The sequence below is a fragment of the Scytonema sp. NUACC21 genome, from assembly GCF_054684315.1.
On the sequence record NZ_BAAFZH010000056.1, the window covers coordinates 45,798 to 64,254 of the forward strand.

Genomic DNA, 18,457 nt, shown 5'->3' on the forward strand with positions numbered 1-18,457 from the left:
CCATTACCTCTACAAACGCAGTAACATGAAAAGTTTCCCATATCTAATACCAAGAAACTATTAAGTCCGTCGAAAATTTGAAAGCAAATACTCAAATCGCATCACATACAACAGTCCTACCTGCCTGGTACTGTGCCGTTCAAAACCAAACTTCTCATATATAGCACATAACTTTGGACGGGCGGCATCACAATCCAATCGCAGATATTGCAAGCCTTGTGATTTTGATTTTTCAACCGCCCATTGTAAAAGACGATTGGAAACAGCACTACCAGAATACTTGCGTCTAACAGCTAGTTTGTGAATAAAAGCTGACTCGCCTTTTGGAACATCCGGCCAAAACAATTCGTCCTCAAGCTGATACTTAAGAGTACCAACAGCCTGATTTTCATACCAAGCAAGATAAAACAGCCCTGCGTCTACATCTGGCTGGATTTTATCTAGTGTAACCTCATCAGCCCTCCAAAGGCTCATACCTTGTGCATCCAGCCAAGATACCGCTTCCATAAGGATGTTAAAAACAACGTAGGCTTGTTCTGACTGCGCCTGCTTGACAGAAAAATTCATTACACATAATTTATACAGGTTACCATTTACTATAGTAATATTTTACTTATTATATAAATTTACTAATTGTTGGTCAATTTACCGGAGTTAATAAAAAACATTTTATTTTATGTGGGATAATTTGTAATTAGACTGCACAAATGACTTAGAGAAAATTTCGTAAGACTATCTGTAAATGACAGTTTTTCGTATCCTTCAACCACAGCAACGCAAAAACCTTCTATTGCTTTTCACAGTAGGCATACTGTTTTGGTCTAGCCATAGTTCTTTAATAGCCACGTTGCCACTTTACATTAAAGATGTAGGTGGTTCGCCGCAACAAGTTGGTTTTGTGATGGGAGCATTTGCCCTTGGTCTCATTTTGAGTCGTCCGTGGTTGGGAAAGCTCGCAGACCGACGCGATCGCAAGTTAGTTGTGCTGATTGGCTTGGGGATCGCAGCGATCGCCGCGCTCAACGAATAAAATTCTCCCCGAGTTAATTACAAGAGTCATCTGGACTCCGAAATATTACGAGTATAAACTATTTATGAGCGTAAAATTAGTGATTCAGGAGGTGAAAAATTGGCAGACGTGCAAGTCAGGGTAGCAGCTTCCCAGAAATGGTGGGTGATGCTTGGAGTGAGTCTGGGGGTGTTGATGTCTACCCTAGATGTAGGCATTATTAACGTGGCTTTGCCCACATTGGTTCAGTTCTTTGGAACCAGTTTTCCCAAGGCTCAATGGGCAGTGTTAAGTTATCAGTTGATTAGCTCTAGCTTGGTATTGGGAGCGACTCGCTTGGGGGATATGTGGGGTAAGAAATATCTCTATCTGGGGGGGCTTATCCTCTTTACCCTAAGTTCCCTACTATGTGGCATTGCACCAAGTATTGACTGGCTGATTGGTTTTCGGGCGCTTCAGGGACTGGGTTCTCTGTTTATCTCCGGGCTAAGTCTGGCAATTGTCATAGAAGCTTTCCCTTCATCAGAACGAGGAAGGGCTGTTGGCATTATTGGCAGTGTAGTTTCACTGGGCGTTGCTCTGGGTCCATCGGTTGGGGGATTGCTTTTGGGCTTGTCTGGATGGCGCATCCTCTTCTTTGTCAATATACCCCTGGGCTTAGTTGCCAGTTTGCTTGTCACTTCAGTTGTCCCTCCTTCTGTACCTCATAAGGAAAAACAACGTTTTGACTTGCTTGGAGCTTTGTTGGCTTTAATAACGCTGGGTAATTTTGCCTTAGGCATGACCATTGGTCAAAGCCAGGGCTTTATGAGCGGTGGCACACTGTGGTTACTGTTTCTTTCTTTGCTTGGTTTGATAAGTTTCTTGGTCGTTGAAACACTTGTGGATGAACCCCTGCTCGAACTACAAATGTTCCGCAACGATCGCCTGAGTATCAATTTGCTGAATAATTGGCTGGTATTTATTGTGATAACTGGTGGCTTGCTCATCACCCCCTTCTTTTTACAACAGGTCATGCAATATCCTACCTATCAAGTAGGGCTGTTAATGGCAGTATCACCTGTTGTCAGTGGGTCAATGGCTCCCATAGCAGGCACGCTCTCAGACCGTTTTGGTTCTCGGTTAATGTGCCTTATTGGGTTGAGTGTTTTGATTGGTGCCTGTGTAGCGATTAGCACCTTAGATGCTACCATGACTGAAAAAGATTTTGTGGTTCGGTATCTTCTTTTTGGCACGGGGCTGGGTTTATTTCGAGCGCCTAACGACAGCACCGTTATGGGGGCGGTTCCACGAGAAAGGTTGGGAATTGCTTCTGGATTGCTATCTCTGTCGCGTACTTTAGGGGTTAATGTAGGAATTTCTGTCATCGGGGCAGTGTTTGCAACTTTGATTGCAAATTCTGCTCCTGGTATTGATGTAGCTGTTGCTCCACCTGCAGCGATCGTTGCAGGATTTCAAGGAAGTTATCGCCTAGCGGCACTCTTATTATGTGGCGCAGCTGTGATGACTGCTGTTATGAAAACGAAAGGTGAAAGGCAATGGCTGTGAGCCATCACCATTAAACAACGATGTAAAGACGCGCCATGGCACGTCTCTACAACGACTATGGACAACGCATAGTTAATTTCTGGAGATGTCTATTTCCATGAAAGAAGAACTAGCGGATTTGCTCCCGGTTGTCAACAATCTCTACGACATCGTGGTCAGTAGCAGTTCTATCTTCGTAGTTAGCAGCAGTTCTGTTTTCATATCTATCTGAAGCCCGATCTATAGGAGGAGGAACATCAGAAATGTCATTACGACCGCGATCTGATATGTCGTAGATATTCCAATTACTGATATTCCGATTCCGCAAAATAGAACCAGCGCGGTTAATTTCGTCGTCGGTTCCTTCAATCATCACCAAGTAGTCGCCCTGAGATATCCGGTTGCTGTAGGCTTGGGCATCCTCCTCAGGAATACCAGCACCAGTTAATGCTCCTACAAGACTTCCTGTTGCTGCACCAATACCAGCACCAGCCAGAGTAGTGGCTATGGTACCAGCTGCGAGAAAAGGACCAACTCCTGGAATGATTAAAGCTTCAAGACCTACAAGTAAACCACCGATACCGCCCAAGACCGTGCCTGCTACTGCACCAATCCCAGCACCCTCTTGAGCCTCATTGTCACCGCGATCGCTCACATTAGCGCCAGCAATTCTATCGTTACGGTCTGCATGTTTAGCTAATATGGAAACTCTATCCATTTTGAAACCAGAGTTTCTCAGGTCATTCAGAGCTGCTTCGGCTTCTTGTCGGCTAGAAAATGTACCAACGGCACGCTTGCGTTGTTGAAGTGCCATTTTTCCTCCTTACAAGATTACAAATGTGTTCATTTTTACAGCAAAACTTTAGTTGTGCGTTCTGAGTAACTTTCACAACCTCTTTTCTAGTTTGTCGTCTCAAACCAAAGTCTTCATCAGTCGAAAGTGTTAATCTTCATTTGTCAGACATTTTTGAGATTGCGAATTTTGATGAGGATATCTCCAAATCCCACTTTCAGTGACTTACTGAGTCCAATTGGATTTGCATACGCGCCACAAGTGCTAAATTTTTTAACATTGATTCCCTTACTAGGGCGACCGATTGAGTTAATACTGGCAGTATGGAGTTTGCTGGCTGCGATCGTAGCAGTTCGCCAAGGATTAGATGTTAGCACTATTCGAGCGTCATTAATATGTTTGGTTGGGTGGCCCCTGATTCAACTTGCCATCGGTGTACTGCAAGTAACAGGGCAACAAGTGATGAGAATAGTTAATTAAAAAAGGAATAGTTTTTTATCTATATCTTCACTATAAAAGATGGTCTTCCAGAGAGCGTAGTGAATCTTTCTATTGAAAGAGGAATGGTTTTTAAAAGTCATTAAAATAGGAGTAAGAAAACAAGGTAGGAGAAAAAAATGACACTAGTAAAACTTGAAGACTTCTACCCCAATTACCGTGAAGACTACTCTGACATTGATGATATCAAGAACTTTAGTGTTTATGCGGATGGGGATGACAAAGTAGGCTCGGTGTCTGACCTTTTAGTTGATGAGCAAACAGGTCAATTTCGCTATTTTATTGTAGATACAGGGTTTTGGGTTTTTGGCAAAAAAGTTTTGCTACCTGTTGGTCTAGCCAACATTCACTACAGTGACAAACGAATTTACGTCAATGGTCTGACTAAAGAGCAAGTTGAAAATCTGCCTAGTTTTGATGACTTAGAAAGGGTTGATTTCGACTACGAAGAGCAGGTACGCGGCACATACCGTTCAATGGCTGCTACTCCTGACATGACTCAGCCCACTTATGACCGGAATACCTACAACTACGAGCACGAGCCATCGCTATACAACCATCGCGATAGCGAAACCCTGAAACTTTATGAAGAGCGGTTGATTGCAGATAAGCAACGCCGTAAAGCAGGGGAAGTGACAATTGGCAAACACATCGAAACAGAAACTGCTCGTGTTGCAGTACCAGTGGAAAAAGAGCGCGTTGTGATTGAGCGTACATCTCCCTCAAACACGACACCAGTCAACCCAAGCGATGCCAACTTCCGTGAAGGCGAGGTGGCTCGTATGGAGATTTATGAAGAAACGCCCGATATCCGTAAAGAAGCCGTTGTGCGGGAAGAAGTTCGAGTTAGAAAAGTCGTAGATCGTGACACAGCCGAAGCGACTGATACTATTCGCCGCGAAGAGTTGGACGTTGACACCCAGGGACGCCCAATTATCGAGCAGTAATAAGTCAAATAGTGGTGGGCATTGCCCACCCTACGAATGACCAATGACTAATGACGAAGGACTATTGACGAAGGACTATTGACCGTTAATTGATTGAGAGACTGCACTAAACTGAGTGGTAATGGTTGTTGACTGATAGCATTGGCGAAATCTGCAGTTAAAAAACGCTTGTAACTTGGTTGATTTGCAATGTAGGTTTGGAAAAAGGGAAGGCTTAAAGCTGTGACATAGCGACGGGCAATAGCAGGGTTTGGACCGACCACCGCTTCAGGAACGGGTACAGCAGAGTTTGGTGATTCTGCAATGGTCGAGAAGTGGGTACCGTTATTAATTAAAACTAAATACTTGTTTGGGGTTGTTAGCCAATTGAAGGGTTGAATTTGTTCTGGAAGAGCTGGAGCAACTGTATCAGAACCGCCAGAGACGATCGCGACTGGGATGTTAATTTTACTAAAACTTGCTTGACCCAAAACGCTACTGCCAATCTGGTTAATGGCGATCGCTGCTTTTACCCGTGAATCGGATAAGTTATATGTAGTTTCAGCGAACGGGAAAATGTCCCTGGTTGGAAAGATGTTGGAAAAAGCGGGACAAAAGCAGAATGCCTAGATTACATCAAGGAATTCTGGACTGATATGAGACCACTTAGCTTGCGCCAGCAAATGGAAAAATTAGCACAATATAGCTAAGTACTACATTTCATAAATTCGTATCGCACTCTTAGGCTTGTAGTTGTGCTTTAGCACAAACAGCGCAACTACAAACCATAAAGCTACAAACTTGTTCAATTCTGTACTAAATACTTGAATAAACATTAAATGAAAAAAAATAACATTGAAGACATTTATCAACTATCCCCAACGCAACAGGGGATGCTGTTCCACACCCTTTATGCTTCGGAATTCGGGGTGTATTGCCAGCAATTTAGTTGTACTTTTACAGGTTTTCTAAATGTAGAGGCATTCGGTACAGCATGGCAGCAAGTCGTAGCGCGGCACGCCGTCTTGCGAACTGCTTTCATCTGGGAACGTGATGTGCCGCTACAAGTAGCGTACCGACAGGTGAAACTACCACTAGAAATTCATTCTTGGCTGGGTTTACCTCCAAATGAGCAGCAACAACAACTACAAGCCTTTTTGGAGTCGGATCGGAAGCGTGGTTTTCAACTGACCAAGGCTCCACTAATGCGCCTGACTCTGATTCAAATGTCAGAAAATGTCTACCAATTTGTGTGGAGTTATCACCACATACTTCTAGATGGGTGGTCGCTGCCGTTGGTACTTAAAGAAGTGCTCGGTTATTACCAAGCATTGTCTGTGGGGCAAGAGTTACACCTGCCACCGAGTCGTTCCTACCGCGAGTATATTGCCTGGTTACAGACGCAGAAGTTGGAAGTTGCCGAACAATTTTGGCGGCAAACACTTCGCGGGGTGACGGCACCAACACCACTGGTAGTCGATAAACCTCACCACAACAAGTCCACAGAACAAAGCTACAGCGAGGAGATTCTTTTGCTCTCAACTGAAGCAACTTCCGTGCTGGTGTCGTTTGCACGACAGCATCAACTGACATTGAACACCCTAGTGCAAGCAGCTTGGGCTTTACTGCTGTCACGATACAGTGGGGAAAGCGATGTGGTGTTCGGCGTGACTGTCTCAGGTCGTTCCCCAGCTATCAAAGGTGTGGAGTCGATAGTTGGACTGTTTATCAATACCCTGCCAATGCGAGTGGGAGTCTCCCACGAGGACACAGTTCTACCAAAGCTCAAGCAGATACAAAAGCAACAAGTGGAACTCAGTACTTACGAGTACGCATCACTGGTACAGATTCAGGGCTGGAGTGATGTGCCTAGAGGGCTGCCGTTGTTTGAAAGCATCGTGGTGTTTGAGAATTATCCGGTAGATGCAGCTTTAGAGGAGCACTCACAGAAGTTGGACATCAGTGATGTTCGTTCTTTTGAGAGGAACAACTATCCACTCACTCTCATCGCCCAGCCCGGAGTGCAACTGTCGTTGCGCTTGATTTACGATACTCAACGCTTTGAAAATGCAAGTATCACGCGGATGGTGGGGCATTTGCAAACTCTGCTACAGGGTTTAGTCTCCAATTCCGACCAAAAGCTATCAGAACTACCTCTGTTAACTGCTGCGGAACAAAATCAAATACTGGTCGAATGGAACAAAACCCAAGCAAATTATCTCCAAGATTTGTGTCTGCATGAGTTGTTTGAGCAACAGGTTCACAAGACACCCAATGCTGTGGCAGTAGTGTTTGAAGACCAACACCTCACCTACAGCGAACTAAACGCAAAAGCAAATCAATTGGCGCACTATCTAGTCTCGTTGGGAGTAGGACCGGAAGTGTTGGTAGGTGTGTGTCTGGAGCGATCGCCGTTCATGGTTGTGGCATTGCTGGGTATACTTAAGGCGGGTGGAGCTTACGTACCAATAGACCCAGAGTACCCGCAAGAACGTATAGCATATATGCTATCAGACAGCGGAGTCAAGGTGCTGTTGACTGAGGAAAAATTAGCGGACAGACTGGCACAGCCGCAGGCAAAGTTAGTATATTTAGATACAATTTTCCAACAGTTCTCTCACTTCAGCACGGAAAATCCGCACACTGGAGTGCTACCCCATCACCTGGCTTATGTAATCTACACTTCCGGCTCTACTGGCAAGCCCAAAGGAGCAATGAACACCCATCAATCGGTTTGCAATCGCCTGTTGTGGATGCAGCAAGCGTACCAAATTACACCAGGCGATCGCGTCTTACAGAAAACTCCCTTCAGCTTTGATGTCTCAGTGTGGGAATTCTTCTGGCCATTGATGACTGGAGCGCGGTTAGTAGTGGCGCAACCGGGAGGACATCGAGATAGTACGTATCTGGTGAAGCTGATTGCCCAACATCAGATTACCACAGTGCATTTCGTGCCCTCAATGCTACAGGTATTCCTGTCAGAACAAGATTTGGAAAGTTGCGCCAGCTTGCGGCAAGTGTTCTGTAGTGGTGAAGCACTGCCAAAAGAGTTGCAAGAGAAGTTTTTTGCACGTTTGGGGTGCAGTTTGCACAATCTTTACGGGCCAACAGAAGCAGCGATCGACGTTACATATTGGCAATGCCAACAAGACAGCGAACTGTTGACAGTGCCAATTGGCCGCCCTATCGCCAATACACAAATTTACATCCTCGATCGCTACAACCAACCAGTACCAGTGGGTGTAGCGGGCGAGTTGCATATTGGTGGGGTGGGTGTAGCACGCGGCTACCTCAACCGTCCGGAGTTGACGGCAGAAAAATTTATTCCCAACCCCTTTGCGTCTGACAAATTGAGCGATCGCCTCTACAAAACGGGAGATTTAGTTCGCTACCGGGCTGATGGCAACATCGAATACATCGGTCGTATTGATTACCAAGTGAAGATTCGTGGCTTCCGCATTGAGTTAGGGGAAATTGAGGCGGTACTCAGCCAACACCCAAACGCGAAACAAATCGTCGTGATTGCTACACGAGATGTGGTAGGTAGCCAGCGGTTGGTAGCATACCTAGTAGCACATCAGCAACCCGCACCCACAGCCAGTGAGTTGCGGGCTTTCCTCAAACAAAAGTTACCGGAATACATGGTTCCGAGTGCTTTCGTGGTACTCGATGCCCTACCACTCACACCCAATGGCAAATTAGACCGCAAGGCACTACCAGACCCCGAGTTAGCACAACCGAAACTAGACACAACTTTTGTCGCTCCTCGCACACCAACTGAGGAAGTTCTTGCTGAAATTTGGACTCAAGTGCTTCGGTTAGAGCGAGTTGGTGTTTATGACAATTTCTTTGACCTTGGTGGTCATTCCCTGAGCGCAACTCAACTGGTCTTCCGCGTCCGAAATACATTCAAAGTCGAAGTGCCCTTACACGCCCTGCTCGAAACACCCACAGTTGCAGCAATGGCGGAGGCGGTTGATAATGTTCGTGACTCAAAACCGACTGCGACTGGCACAGTATCTGTCAGAGATTTGAGTGCAGAAGCTGTTTTGGATGAGACAATCCGCCCTGAAGGCATAACTGTTGAGTCTAGCCCACAGCCAGCACGTATCTTTCTGACTGGCGCAACAGGTTTTCTGGGAGCTTTTCTACTGAGTGAACTCTTAGAGCAAACCAATGCTGAGATTTACTGCTTGGTACGCGCCTCCAATATAGAAGAAGGCAAAAAGAAAATCCGAGCAAATCTTCAATCCTACTTACTATGGAATGAGGGTTTTAGTTCCAGAATTATCTCAGTTATCGGGGATTTATCCCAACCACTTTTTGGTCTGGGCGAGCAACAGTTTCAAACATTAGCAAGTACAATAGATGTCATTTATCATAATGGCGCATTAGTTAATTTCGTCGATCCGTACCCAAAACTAAAGGCAGCTAACGTTCTTGGAACTCAGGAAGTTCTGAGACTGGCAAGCCAAATTAAACTCAAGCCCGTACATTATATTTCTACCATTTCCGTTTTCCCTTGGGAGAAGGACTTTTCTAAAGAGCACATCTTCCGAGAAAATGACTCTTTAGATAGCGGTAATCTTGCAGGCGGCTACGAGCAAAGTAAATGGGTTGCGGAAAAGTTAGTCACAATTGCACGCACTAGAGGAATGCCTGTATGTATTTATCGACCGGGAAGAGTATCAGGACACAGCCAAACCGGAACCAGTAATACAGATGACCTCCTCGCAAGAATGCTCAAAGGTTGTATTCAACTTGGAAGTGTTCCAGACCTTAAAATGATGGTCGATTTGACTCCTGTAGACTATGCGAGCAAATGTATCGTTCACTTATCAAGGCAGCAAAAATGTCTGGGAGAAACTTTTCACGTAGTTAATCCCCACCCAGCCCACTGGAGCAACGCTATGACTTGGCTGCGTTCTTTTGGTTACTCCCTTGAAGTAATTTCCTACGAGCAATGGCGAGCAGAGCTGCTCAAGGTTGCAGAGCATTCCTCAGAAAATGCATTATACCCATTAATACCTTTTTTTGGGGAGTCAGCACCCGATGACTCAGTAAGGTTTGACTGTCAGAATACCCTCAATGGGCTTGCGGGAACTTTAATCAACTGTCCGTCAGTCAGTGCAGAATTGCTTAACACCTACTTGTCATACTACATTCGTCGTGGTTTTCTGTCGGCTCCGCAGCAGAGCTTAACGCCTTCAGCGTATCGCGTTGAAGATTCTTTAAATCAAGCACTAATAAAGGCTGAAGTATGAAGGCTAAAGGATGAAAGTAGCTGGCATATACTGCAAGCTTTACAACGAGCATGCAATGGTAGCCTTATTTGCGCTGATATGTACTAGGAGAAAGTTGGAAAAAAAATATTGGCGTCGCTGAATCAACATATGAATTTCAAAATTACCATTGGTGTAGAGACTAAGCATGGCTGGTCTCTACAAGGATGTGTTGCAAATTGAAAAACGTACTACAATGATAGTTCATTACTAAATTCAGCAATGCCAAAACATTGAAATATTTTTGTAGGGTGGGCATTGCCCACCTATTTTATTTGCTACAAAAAAGAGAAATAATTAATATGGCACAAATCATGAAAGTTATCCAAATTCATGGTACGCATGAAACATAGCTGATATGATGTTTGTCTATGTTTGATAACGTATGTCGCTTTTTAGCAGAGACATTCTCAGCCGATTTCGCCTCCTGGCTACTCGGTGAATCTGTTACACTTACCCAACTCAGCCCATCGGAATTATCCCTCGAACCGATTCGAGCGGATGCTTTAATTCTGTTACAGTCAGATGAAATTGTTCTGCATATCGAATTCCAAACTGAACCAAAAGCCGAAATTCCCTTTCGGATGACGGATTATCGGTTAAGGGTGTATCGTAGATTTCCCAACAAGCGGATGCATCAAGTTGTAATTTACTTGCAACCCACCACATCCGAATTAGTCCAGCAAACAGCTTTTGTTTTAGAAAAGACCCGTCATGAATTTGGAGTTATTCGTCTTTGGGAACAACCGAGTGACACATTTTTGAAGAATCCTGGTTTGTTACCGTTCGCAACCCTCAGTCAAACCGAGGATAAAACGCGAACGTTACAACAGGTTGCAAAAGCTATTGAGCAAATAAACGATACCCGGACACAAAGTAATATTGCAGCCTCAACAGCAATACTAGCTGGGTTAATATTAAACAAGGAACTGATTAAAAGGCTATTACGGAGTGATGCTATGCGCGAGTCTGTAATTTATCAGGATATTCTGCAGGAAGAAGCACTTTCCTTAGTTATGCGACTACTTAGCCGTAAAGTTGGAACTGTCCCGCCTGTACTACAATTAAAAATTCAATCTCTACCATTGGTGCAGGTTGAAGACTTGGGAGAGGCTTTACTTGATTTTTCGAGTTTAACCGATTTAGAAGTTTGGTTAGCGCAAAATCAAGGTTAATATTATCTTTTGGAACCTTCTGGTGAAACGCCTCACAGCACCTTTGGCATTCACTTATCATCTAGTTTTTCAAACAAAGCATTCAAATACGGAGTAGAAAATATCCCTAAAGAATGAACAATTCTTTTCCACCAGATATTCAACAATCAATTCAAGAAAGCTTGCAAGAAATTGCTTTGCAAATGGGGCAGCCTTTGGATGAGATAGCAGCAGAACGGCTGTATCAAGATGCCAGTACTCTGCTCAATAGCATCCCCTACGAACCACTCACCTTGGCACGGGTAGCAGGAACACTACTCGTATATCAAGTGCAGAACACAGAACCGGAAGAATTGGAATGGTTCAAGTCTCAAGTGCAGCAATGCTCTAATGATGAAGAAGTTGAGGAACTTATTGAGTCAATCAATCGGACTGATGGGTTGTAGAACGAAATCGCGAAAAAGCCCGGTTACGCTTACTGGGCATTACCACTACTTTATCCCATACTGTCGATACCCAACCCGCTTAAACGCAGAAATCATCCGCACGTTGCTCACTGATGTATCACAAAATACTCGCCAAACTCCGACTTCTTGTAATGTACGTGTTCTTTTAAAATTTCCCACTTTTGTTTTAGAGGCAGAAACGGATGACAGCTTTGCGATCGCAGCCCGGAATATGCCCATCAATGCTATCAAAAATATGTTTGCGAGACAGTCCCCGATCGTTTGGCCCATTACCTATCGCATTATATACCTTAGTAGCAATTATAACTTGATCTCTTTTGGCAAAGTCTTTGAGCGCCCGCCCCAGTATTTCTTCACTGACGCCTAAAGAGTAAACATCAGCAGTGTCAAAGAAATTAATCCCTAAGTCTAAAGCAAGTTTGATGAATGGGCGACTCTCTTCTTCTTCTAGCACCCATTGTCGCCACTGACGAGAGCCATAAGTCATTGTGCCTAGGGTCAGGCGCGATACTTTCAGTCCAGTTTTGCCAAGATTAACGTATTTCATGCAATTTATTTGGCTAAATTCTCAGGTACTCATCAAGGTCGCGATCGCTACTACAAGCAAGATGCGATCGACCCGAACATACTATCTTGCTTGGGTGATAGCATCACTAGTAGGTTTTGTTATGCAATGCCATCATTTACACGTTACCATAACACTATTTCTGACTGATTGTTGTTGGAGTGATAGCTGCATATTCTTCTTGCCTTAGCAAGGCTTCCTGAATATTGAGAGGTTTGGGAAGCAAACCATTTTTATAAAAGTAATCTGCAATTCGCTGTTGCTCTTTTACTAAATCCGGGGAAATCGCCCTCAATCCATAAGTACGACGGCTGATGACTAAGTCCATTACGTCTGGAGGTAGTTGCTGTTCCGGTGCAATTAGCTTTGCGACTTCTTTAGGATGCGCCTCAGCCCACCGCTCAATTTTATCAATCTCCTCAATCACTATCCGCAGCAATTCCGGGTTGTCACTAGCAAACTGCCTTTGACCGATATAGTATCCACCAGGTGTATCAAGCCCTTGGGCAGTTTTCAGAACACGCACTCTACCAGCTTTTTCAGCCAGAGCCAGATGGGGATCGCTAGTTACCCAAACAGGAATCTTACCCTCTATAAACGTAGCACGAGCTTCTACATTAGGCATACTCAAGACTTGAATATCATTATATTTTAAACCCACATCTTCCAAAGCTCTGAGGATAAAATAGTGAGATGCAGAAGCTTTTTGGAAGACCACTTTTTGTCCTTTAATATCCTTTAAAGTCTTGATGGGAGACTCTGGTGGAACAGCAATTACACTCCCTCTGCCTGTTTGTTCGGTACGTCGCCGACCAACAACATAAACAATGTCAGCACCAGCTGCTTGAGCGAAGATGGGAGGAGTTTCCCCCACAGAACCCAAGTCTACCTTGCCAACATTCATGGCTTCCATCAACTGCGGACCTTGAGCAAATTGCGCCCACTCAACTTTAATACCTAGAGGTTCGAGACGTTTTTCCAATACTTTTGTTACCCTAACCAAGTCGCCTGCTTGTTGATACCCGATGCGAAGAACTTTGGTCTTAATCCCAGATGTTTTAGTATCAGATACATTCTTAGCAGAAGATTGAACTTCTGCTTCCGGTCTTGTTTCTGTACAACTGATTAGCGTTAACGAAGTGGCTAAGGTTAACAATCCCGGTACTATAAGCAGCGTAAAATGGCGCAAGATTTTGAAAGACTGAGATTGAGCGATCGCAACCACAACCATAGATTTTGTGTCTTGTAAAAATAGAGAGTAGGCAAGGGGAAAAGCCGATTCAAAACCTAACTAAGTAAGTCAGTACGAATAAAATTAAAGCGGCACATTTTTATAGAAGAGGAAAGGTAGAGGAATAAGCTGTGTTGTTTATCCCTGCTTACCAATCCCGAATACCCATTCAACTGCAGCAACAATGTACGGTAAATCTATCGACTTATCGAACATTAATAGTAAGTTTGCCACACTTGTCCTTATAGAGCAAGTAGATTTTTGTGAAAAGTCAGTAAACAAGCGTGCCCATACCACTAATTAGCGTTATGGGCGCAGAAATTATTCAAGAGGAAATTAAGTAAAGGCGTACAACTGGATGAAGAGTCTCGTATATAGTTACAGTTAATGTGAAGATAGCCCAGTAAGCTTTGACCTAATGCAAAAGACATAAGGTGAATTGGGTCGGGTAGATTCTTGTAAACAATGCAGGTGTTACATTGACAGGTGAGATGGAAGGCATTTGCCTGAGAAAAGTCAAATTCAAGCAACGACTGTTGTTAAGAATTGTATGTCAGACTCGACAGGTGCAAATCCGACAAAGCCAAGGTCTACAGGGAGTTACGTTGTCTCGAATCAACATATTCTCTATCTTGCTTTTTGCAAATAGCTGTGGGACTATTATAAAAAATCCAGTATACCTACTGGTAAACCGTATTTTCTCGCCAGACCACAGCTATGCAAAGTATTGATTCACTAGAGGTTTTAGATTGTTGTGTCACCTAACTAAAACAATGTGTATGTCTCTCTTTAGTATCGTCAGCGCAAAAACAAACACCTCGTGCTTAGTAGTAACTTCTGAAAGTACTCAACTCAGCAGCAACAGCGTTAAGGTACCCTTTGTCAGAAAGAACCTGTGCTGGAAGTTTCTTTGACTTGACAGCGCCTCTAACAAGATCTTCGGCAGTAATTTGCTTCTCTTTATAAGCCGTGATGAGATCGTTGTAACTAGGGATACCTTGGTCTTGGAAGTAACCTTGATATGCCAAGATCACAAGGTTGAAAGGCTTTATTTTCGCGTAAGACTGAGTGTTACCAGAAACTGCGGGATTATATGCTGTGGTTGCTTCAGTTTCGGAAGCCCAAAGTGCAGGCACATGAGCAGTAGATATGGCTAGGAGGGATAAACCACCAATAATTAAACTTTTCATCAAATTAGCTCCTGTATCTTATGGCTATTGAGTTGTAGTAACTTAATTACTTTTAATTTAAACGAACCGTATCGTCTTGTCAAGAGATGACGAGACGTGCCGCAGCGTATAGACTAGAAAATGTCAAACAGCTATCAAACAGGAGTTTGCGTATATGTCACAGCTATTAGAGAAAACAGCGACTCAAGGAAGTGTCTTGAGCAAAGCTCCTGTGAGTCGCAGGCGAAATGAGCGTTCCCATCAAGCCATTCTCAGAGCAACGGCGGAGTTATTAGAGGAAAAAGGCTATAGCGATATCTGTATTGAGGCGATCGCTGCCCGTGCAGGTGTAGGCAAACAAACTATCTACCGATGGTGGAGTTGTAAGGCGGCAGTAGTTATGGAAGCATACGCAGCAAAAGCTGCACAGAATATTCCCACACCTGATACGGGTTCGGTTAAACAAGACTTGTATCAGATTTTGCAACAGTTGTTTGCAGTATTAACAACCACAACAGGTACTGCCGTTAGGGGGCTGATAGCAGAAGCACAATTAGACCCTAAGTTAGCTGAAGCATTTCGAGAACAATTTCTGGAATGTCGCAGACAAGCCACTCGCACAATTTTAGAACGGGGTATTGAACGAGGTGAATTACGTTCAGACCTAAATATAGAATTGGTGATTGATGCAATTTACGGACCTATTTGGTATCGGCTCCTATTAAAGCACGCACCGCTAGATAATCTCTTTGCTGAAGAGTTGGTGAATTTTTTGATAATTGGGATACAAGCAACGCAGATATAGTCTTAACAAAAGTTAACATTTGCCTTACCATGTCCTCACTTTTTAAACGTATTCTTAAATGCATAGGTTCTGATAGGGGCTGAAACAATACGTTCTACACACCTCAAGTAGAAACTTAAATAAAAATCGCACAACTCACTTTTTGTCAATGGGTAAGTCCCATTGACAACTCTGTCAATCATTTTTTTCATTCTGAGTTATGGAAATCAAGAATAAATATAAATACGCATTACTAGCTTTGTTAGCGTTGACTAAAACATACCCTAGCAGTGAACCCGTGCAAATAGAAGAGATAGCAACACTACAAAATGTACCTTCCCGCTATTTGCAAACCCTGCTTGCAGCATTAAGATCTAAAGGTCTAATTAAGAGCATACGTGGAGTGAATGGTGGCTATATTTTGGCAGTTGATCCCCGAACAACTACGCTTCTAGATGCTTTAAACTGTATTGAAGAATTAGATTCTGTTACATCAGTAGAATATACTTCTGTCAAGACAGTAGAAAGAAATTTGGTGCGAGTTTTATGGCAAGAAGCAGCAACAGCAGGTCTCTCGGTTTTGCAAAAATACACGCTTCAAGACCTTTATGAGCGGCAAGCAATCCGCAATGCAGTACCTATGTACTATATTTAATAGATAACGCAGAACTACAGCCGTTTTCACATAAATGAACCACACCATTTGTAAGGGTGCTCTTGCCACCGCGCCCTTACAAACCGATAATGACCCTTCCCTATGGTTCACCAACTTTAGTAATATTTTGACAATCACTAACTGGTAAACTCAACCCAAAATGATTGACAAATAGAAATGAGTAGAAATACTAAACTTTGGGGTAGCATCTTACAAGAACGCCGTTCGCGATTGGGATTTTTCTATGCAGTACCGATTGGTGTATTAGGAGGTCTAATCGGTCTAGGAGGGGCAGAGTTTCGACTACCTGTACTAGCAGGTGTTTTAGGATATCCTGCACGTCAAGCCGTACCTCTTAATCTATCAGTGAGCTTAGTAACAATTATTGCATCTCTAATCATACGTGGTAGTACTCTTTCTTTCAACTTAGTTATTCCATTGTTACCCGTACTCTTTTCTTTAATTGCTGGAGCGGTTATCACTGCTTTTTTTGGAGCATCATTGGCAGGACGATTATCAAATGAACAACTTGAGCGAATTATTCTAATATTGCTAGTAGTGATTGGTTTTGCATTGATTATTGAAGGTTTTTTGCCGCAACAGTTACCAGCTTTTTTACCGAATATATTACCCTTACGTATCATACCGGGAATATTATTTGGACTAGCAATTGGACTAGTCAGTAGTCTTTTAGGTGTTGCTGGTGGAGAAGTAATCATTCCAACCCTAGTTTTTGCTTTCGGAGCAGATATTAAAACAGCAGGTACAGCTAGCCTTTTAGTTAGCTTACCAACTGTAACTGTAGGAGTTATTCGTTATGCAACCCGTAGAGCTTTTGCGGAAAAACAAGCATTAACTGATACAGTCGCTCCTATGGGTGTAGGGTCGGTGATTGGTGCTGTTATCGGAGGTATGCTAGTTGGAATTATTCCAGCTTCCGTGTTAAAAGTTGTACTTGGTTTAATTTTGAATATTTCAGCATTTCGAGTTTTTCGTAAAACCCACTAATATAGTTAGGAATGCTTATCACTGAGGCGTAAACGCCTTCATGCGGCTTTCATCCCTTGCCTAAAGTTTAGAGGGCTAAACTGTCAATTGATTTCGCTGCTCCACTTTCCCTACCTCCCTTCTCCGTACTATCCCTGTGCGGTTGTGTTGAATTTGGTACGAGAGGGTGTTTTAACTCAATTGCTATGGCAGCGCTTCCACCCTACTCCGCAAGCCGATTTTGAATTCTTTTGATAATACTTATAAATTACACAAACACTACACAAATTTTCATTTATTCTACGGTAATTCAATAAAGATTATGATTATAGGGACGATAAGGAACATTAGGAATTGATTCGGCGGAATTGATTGGATGTTGGGGGAATATGTAGAAAACTTTTTAACGACAGAGTACCCAACCGAAAGGATGGTAAGGGTTGGGTAAATTATCGCTGCTACTTGCCCACTTTAGTAGTGACGTAATCAATTGCGTCTTGAACAGTTTTTATCTTTACAGCTTCTTCGTCAGGAATTTCGATTTCAAACATTTGCTCAACGTTTAGCACTAGTTCCTGAAGAGCCAGAGAGTCAACAAGGAAATCCTCTTCTAAAAAGGCAGACGATATAACTTTTTCCTGTTCTACCTCTAATGTTTCAGCAATGAGTTCCTTGAGTCTTTCTTCAATAGTAGCCATAAGTTTTTACTCACTTTTAGATAAAATATTTAAAAAAAATAATACCAGTAATTTTAAAAAACGCAAGGACAGATAAGACAGTTAAGCTTTTTATTGGAATATTTCTAAGATACAAGACCCCTGCCGCGTCTTGTAGGCGATCGCCTACGATAAACTTCTCTTGTCAATAAATTTCTTCAATCAACTATAGGAATTTATCTATCAACGACGACAGAAGATCTGTTGCAATACTGCTCGGTTAAGCGTGGAAATACGAAAATAGGTAGGTTGGGTTGAGGAACGAAACCCAACATTTACAGGCATTTGTTGAGTTTCTCCACGGCGATCCAAAGCCACAAAAATTCTTATCCGAGTAGTATTGAGATCTGTTGTTATCTTATTGCTAATAATTGAGAATCACTTGGATGGCTCATATCCCAGTTTTCACGCTTTCTCACCTGTTTTTATGAGTAAAGAGTATAATTTTATTCTTTTTAGAGATTTCACTCAGTAATTACCGTTTGCGACAGTTGGGGTGCGGAATGCGGGATTTAAAATGGTTTCTCAAAAAGACAAAACTCCAGAAAAAGTCCGAATCAAAGACAGCTCCCGCGAGCGTATCTTTGCAGAATCGCAACGATTGGGTAAAAGTTATCCAGAGACGCTTTACTTTATTGTTGATTGCTACTTTGCCTTTAAGCAGGGTGTGTTACCAGTACAGTCTGCGGTAGCT

The 18,457-nt window shown here is 43.1% G+C and carries 18 protein-coding genes and 2 pseudogenes; 12 read left to right on the forward strand and 8 right to left on the reverse strand.

The features are described from left to right. Nucleotides 1–60 precede the first annotated feature (60 nt). Nucleotides 61–567 carry a GNAT family N-acetyltransferase gene (locus tag ACYRY3_RS08320; protein WP_460201230.1) on the reverse strand — a complete coding sequence of 169 codons (507 nt, stop codon included), beginning with the start codon at nucleotides 565–567 and terminating at the stop codon, nucleotides 61–63. Between the two features lie 175 nt (nucleotides 568–742). On the opposite strand from ACYRY3_RS08320, the gene ACYRY3_RS08325 reads away from it, so the two are divergent. Then, nucleotides 743–1,030 carry an MFS transporter gene (locus tag ACYRY3_RS08325; RefSeq protein ID WP_460201231.1) on the forward strand — a complete coding sequence of 96 codons (288 nt, stop codon included), beginning with the start codon at nucleotides 743–745 and terminating at the stop codon, nucleotides 1,028–1,030. 108 nt (nucleotides 1,031–1,138) lie between these two features. After that, entirely contained in the window at nucleotides 1,139–2,557 is a 1,419-nt protein-coding gene (locus ACYRY3_RS08330) for a DHA2 family efflux MFS transporter permease subunit (RefSeq protein WP_460201250.1), read from the forward strand. 109 nt (nucleotides 2,558–2,666) lie between these two features. Here ACYRY3_RS08330 and ACYRY3_RS08335 read toward each other — a convergent pair whose 3' ends face one another. After that, nucleotides 2,667–3,350 carry a general stress protein gene (locus ACYRY3_RS08335; protein WP_460201232.1) on the reverse strand — a complete coding sequence of 228 codons (684 nt, stop codon included), beginning with the start codon at nucleotides 3,348–3,350 and terminating at the stop codon, nucleotides 2,667–2,669. 171 nt (nucleotides 3,351–3,521) lie between these two features. Here ACYRY3_RS08335 and ACYRY3_RS08340 point away from each other — a divergent pair, with 171 nt between their 5' ends. Continuing rightward, a complete protein-coding gene (locus ACYRY3_RS08340) occupies nucleotides 3,522–3,809 on the forward strand; it encodes a hypothetical protein (protein WP_460201233.1) in 288 nt (95 codons plus the stop codon). A 137-nt stretch (nucleotides 3,810–3,946) separates the two neighbouring features. Beyond that, on the forward strand, nucleotides 3,947–4,774 hold the full coding sequence (locus ACYRY3_RS08345; RefSeq protein ID WP_460201234.1) for a DUF2382 domain-containing protein: 828 nt from the start codon (nucleotides 3,947–3,949) through the stop codon (nucleotides 4,772–4,774). Nucleotides 4,775–4,821: 47 nt separating this feature from the next. Here the strand turns inward: ACYRY3_RS08345 and ACYRY3_RS08350 are convergent. Then, nucleotides 4,822–5,307, reverse strand: a pseudogene (locus tag ACYRY3_RS08350) (alpha/beta hydrolase family protein); the annotation flags it as partial. Between the two features lie 9 nt (nucleotides 5,308–5,316). Here ACYRY3_RS08350 and ACYRY3_RS08355 point away from each other — a divergent pair. The 4 genes and pseudogenes from ACYRY3_RS08355 to ACYRY3_RS08370 all read left to right on the forward strand — a co-directional run. Beyond that, nucleotides 5,317–5,463: pseudogene (locus ACYRY3_RS08355) on the forward strand (MbtH family NRPS accessory protein); the annotation flags it as partial. A 129-nt stretch (nucleotides 5,464–5,592) separates the two neighbouring features. Then, entirely contained in the window at nucleotides 5,593–10,017 is a 4,425-nt protein-coding gene (locus ACYRY3_RS08360) for an amino acid adenylation domain-containing protein (RefSeq protein WP_460201235.1), read from the forward strand. A 389-nt stretch (nucleotides 10,018–10,406) separates the two neighbouring features. Further along, complete coding sequence (locus ACYRY3_RS08365) at nucleotides 10,407–11,210, forward strand: Rpn family recombination-promoting nuclease/putative transposase (protein ID WP_460201236.1); 804 nt, start codon at nucleotides 10,407–10,409, stop codon at nucleotides 11,208–11,210. Nucleotides 11,211–11,323: 113 nt separating this feature from the next. Beyond that, the gene (locus ACYRY3_RS08370) at nucleotides 11,324–11,635 is read left to right on the forward strand and encodes a hypothetical protein (RefSeq protein ID WP_460201237.1); all 312 of its coding nucleotides are present in this window, start codon (nucleotides 11,324–11,326) and stop codon (nucleotides 11,633–11,635) included. Between the two features lie 187 nt (nucleotides 11,636–11,822). Here the strand turns inward: ACYRY3_RS08370 and ACYRY3_RS08375 are convergent, their stop codons facing one another. After that, the gene (locus ACYRY3_RS08375; RefSeq protein ID WP_460201239.1) at nucleotides 11,823–12,203 is read right to left on the reverse strand and encodes an aldo/keto reductase; all 381 of its coding nucleotides are present in this window, start codon (nucleotides 12,201–12,203) and stop codon (nucleotides 11,823–11,825) included. A 9-nt stretch (nucleotides 12,204–12,212) separates the two neighbouring features. Here ACYRY3_RS08375 and ACYRY3_RS08380 point away from each other — a divergent pair, with 9 nt between their 5' ends. Further along, entirely contained in the window at nucleotides 12,213–12,371 is a 159-nt protein-coding gene (locus tag ACYRY3_RS08380) for a hypothetical protein (protein ID WP_460201240.1), read from the forward strand. Here ACYRY3_RS08380 and ACYRY3_RS08385 read toward each other — a convergent pair. After that, entirely contained in the window at nucleotides 12,358–13,452 is a 1,095-nt protein-coding gene (locus ACYRY3_RS08385; RefSeq protein WP_460201241.1) for an aliphatic sulfonate ABC transporter substrate-binding protein, read from the reverse strand. The two genes, ACYRY3_RS08380 and ACYRY3_RS08385, sit on opposite strands and share 14 nt — an antisense overlap. 824 nt (nucleotides 13,453–14,276) lie before the next feature. After that, nucleotides 14,277–14,642 (reverse strand): hypothetical protein, encoded by a 366-nt coding sequence (locus ACYRY3_RS08390; protein ID WP_460201242.1) that lies wholly within the window; start codon nucleotides 14,640–14,642, stop codon nucleotides 14,277–14,279. Nucleotides 14,643–14,796: 154 nt separating this feature from the next. On the opposite strand from ACYRY3_RS08390, the gene ACYRY3_RS08395 reads away from it, so the two are divergent. The 3 genes from ACYRY3_RS08395 to ACYRY3_RS08405 all read left to right on the forward strand — a co-directional run bounded on the left by ACYRY3_RS08395 (nucleotide 14,797) and on the right by ACYRY3_RS08405 (nucleotide 17,068). Continuing rightward, a complete protein-coding gene (locus tag ACYRY3_RS08395) occupies nucleotides 14,797–15,426 on the forward strand; it encodes a TetR/AcrR family transcriptional regulator (protein ID WP_460201244.1) in 630 nt (209 codons plus the stop codon). A gap of 199 nt (nucleotides 15,427–15,625) precedes the next feature. Then, nucleotides 15,626–16,060 carry an Rrf2 family transcriptional regulator gene (locus ACYRY3_RS08400; RefSeq protein WP_460201245.1) on the forward strand — a complete coding sequence of 145 codons (435 nt, stop codon included), beginning with the start codon at nucleotides 15,626–15,628 and terminating at the stop codon, nucleotides 16,058–16,060. A 177-nt stretch (nucleotides 16,061–16,237) separates the two neighbouring features. Beyond that, on the forward strand, nucleotides 16,238–17,068 hold the full coding sequence (locus ACYRY3_RS08405) for a sulfite exporter TauE/SafE family protein (RefSeq protein ID WP_460201246.1): 831 nt from the start codon (nucleotides 16,238–16,240) through the stop codon (nucleotides 17,066–17,068). 437 nt (nucleotides 17,069–17,505) lie between these two features. On the opposite strand, the gene ACYRY3_RS08410 is transcribed toward ACYRY3_RS08405, so the two are convergent. Both ACYRY3_RS08410 and ACYRY3_RS08415 read right to left on the reverse strand, forming a co-directional pair. After that, nucleotides 17,506–17,745: an acyl carrier protein gene (locus ACYRY3_RS08410; RefSeq protein ID WP_460201247.1), complete on the reverse strand. Its 240-nt coding sequence runs from the start codon at nucleotides 17,743–17,745 to the stop codon at nucleotides 17,506–17,508. Nucleotides 17,746–17,946: 201 nt separating this feature from the next. Continuing rightward, complete coding sequence (locus ACYRY3_RS08415; protein WP_460201248.1) at nucleotides 17,947–18,081, reverse strand: hypothetical protein; 135 nt, start codon at nucleotides 18,079–18,081, stop codon at nucleotides 17,947–17,949. Between the last annotated feature and the right edge of the window lie 376 nt (nucleotides 18,082–18,457).

What these genes read in the sequence shown, in the direction of transcription:
- ACYRY3_RS08395 (WP_460201244.1), top strand. Translation starts at nt 14,797, where the DNA reads ATGTCACAGCTATTAGAGAAAACAGCGACTCAAGGAAGTGTCTTGAGC.
- ACYRY3_RS08345 (WP_460201234.1), top strand. Translation starts at nt 3,947, where the DNA reads ATGACACTAGTAAAACTTGAAGACTTCTACCCCAATTACCGTGAAGAC.
- ACYRY3_RS08365 (WP_460201236.1), top strand. Translation starts at nt 10,407, where the DNA reads ATGTTTGATAACGTATGTCGCTTTTTAGCAGAGACATTCTCAGCCGAT.
- ACYRY3_RS08340 (WP_460201233.1), top strand. Translation starts at nt 3,522, where the DNA reads ATGAGGATATCTCCAAATCCCACTTTCAGTGACTTACTGAGTCCAATT.
- ACYRY3_RS08400 (WP_460201245.1), top strand. Translation starts at nt 15,626, where the DNA reads ATGGAAATCAAGAATAAATATAAATACGCATTACTAGCTTTGTTAGCG.
- ACYRY3_RS08405 (WP_460201246.1), top strand. Translation starts at nt 16,238, where the DNA reads ATGAGTAGAAATACTAAACTTTGGGGTAGCATCTTACAAGAACGCCGT.
- ACYRY3_RS08335 (WP_460201232.1), bottom strand. Translation starts at nt 3,350, where the DNA reads ATGGCACTTCAACAACGCAAGCGTGCCGTTGGTACATTTTCTAGCCGA.
- ACYRY3_RS08360 (WP_460201235.1), top strand. Translation starts at nt 5,593, where the DNA reads ATGAAAAAAAATAACATTGAAGACATTTATCAACTATCCCCAACGCAA.
- ACYRY3_RS08390 (WP_460201242.1), bottom strand. Translation starts at nt 14,642, where the DNA reads ATGAAAAGTTTAATTATTGGTGGTTTATCCCTCCTAGCCATATCTACT.
- ACYRY3_RS08325 (WP_460201231.1), top strand. Translation starts at nt 743, where the DNA reads ATGACAGTTTTTCGTATCCTTCAACCACAGCAACGCAAAAACCTTCTA.
- ACYRY3_RS08385 (WP_460201241.1), bottom strand. Translation starts at nt 13,452, where the DNA reads ATGGTTGTGGTTGCGATCGCTCAATCTCAGTCTTTCAAAATCTTGCGC.
- ACYRY3_RS08410 (WP_460201247.1), bottom strand. Translation starts at nt 17,745, where the DNA reads ATGGCTACTATTGAAGAAAGACTCAAGGAACTCATTGCTGAAACATTA.
- ACYRY3_RS08370 (WP_460201237.1), top strand. Translation starts at nt 11,324, where the DNA reads ATGAACAATTCTTTTCCACCAGATATTCAACAATCAATTCAAGAAAGC.
- ACYRY3_RS08320 (WP_460201230.1), bottom strand. Translation starts at nt 567, where the DNA reads ATGAATTTTTCTGTCAAGCAGGCGCAGTCAGAACAAGCCTACGTTGTT.
- ACYRY3_RS08375 (WP_460201239.1), bottom strand. Translation starts at nt 12,203, where the DNA reads ATGAAATACGTTAATCTTGGCAAAACTGGACTGAAAGTATCGCGCCTG.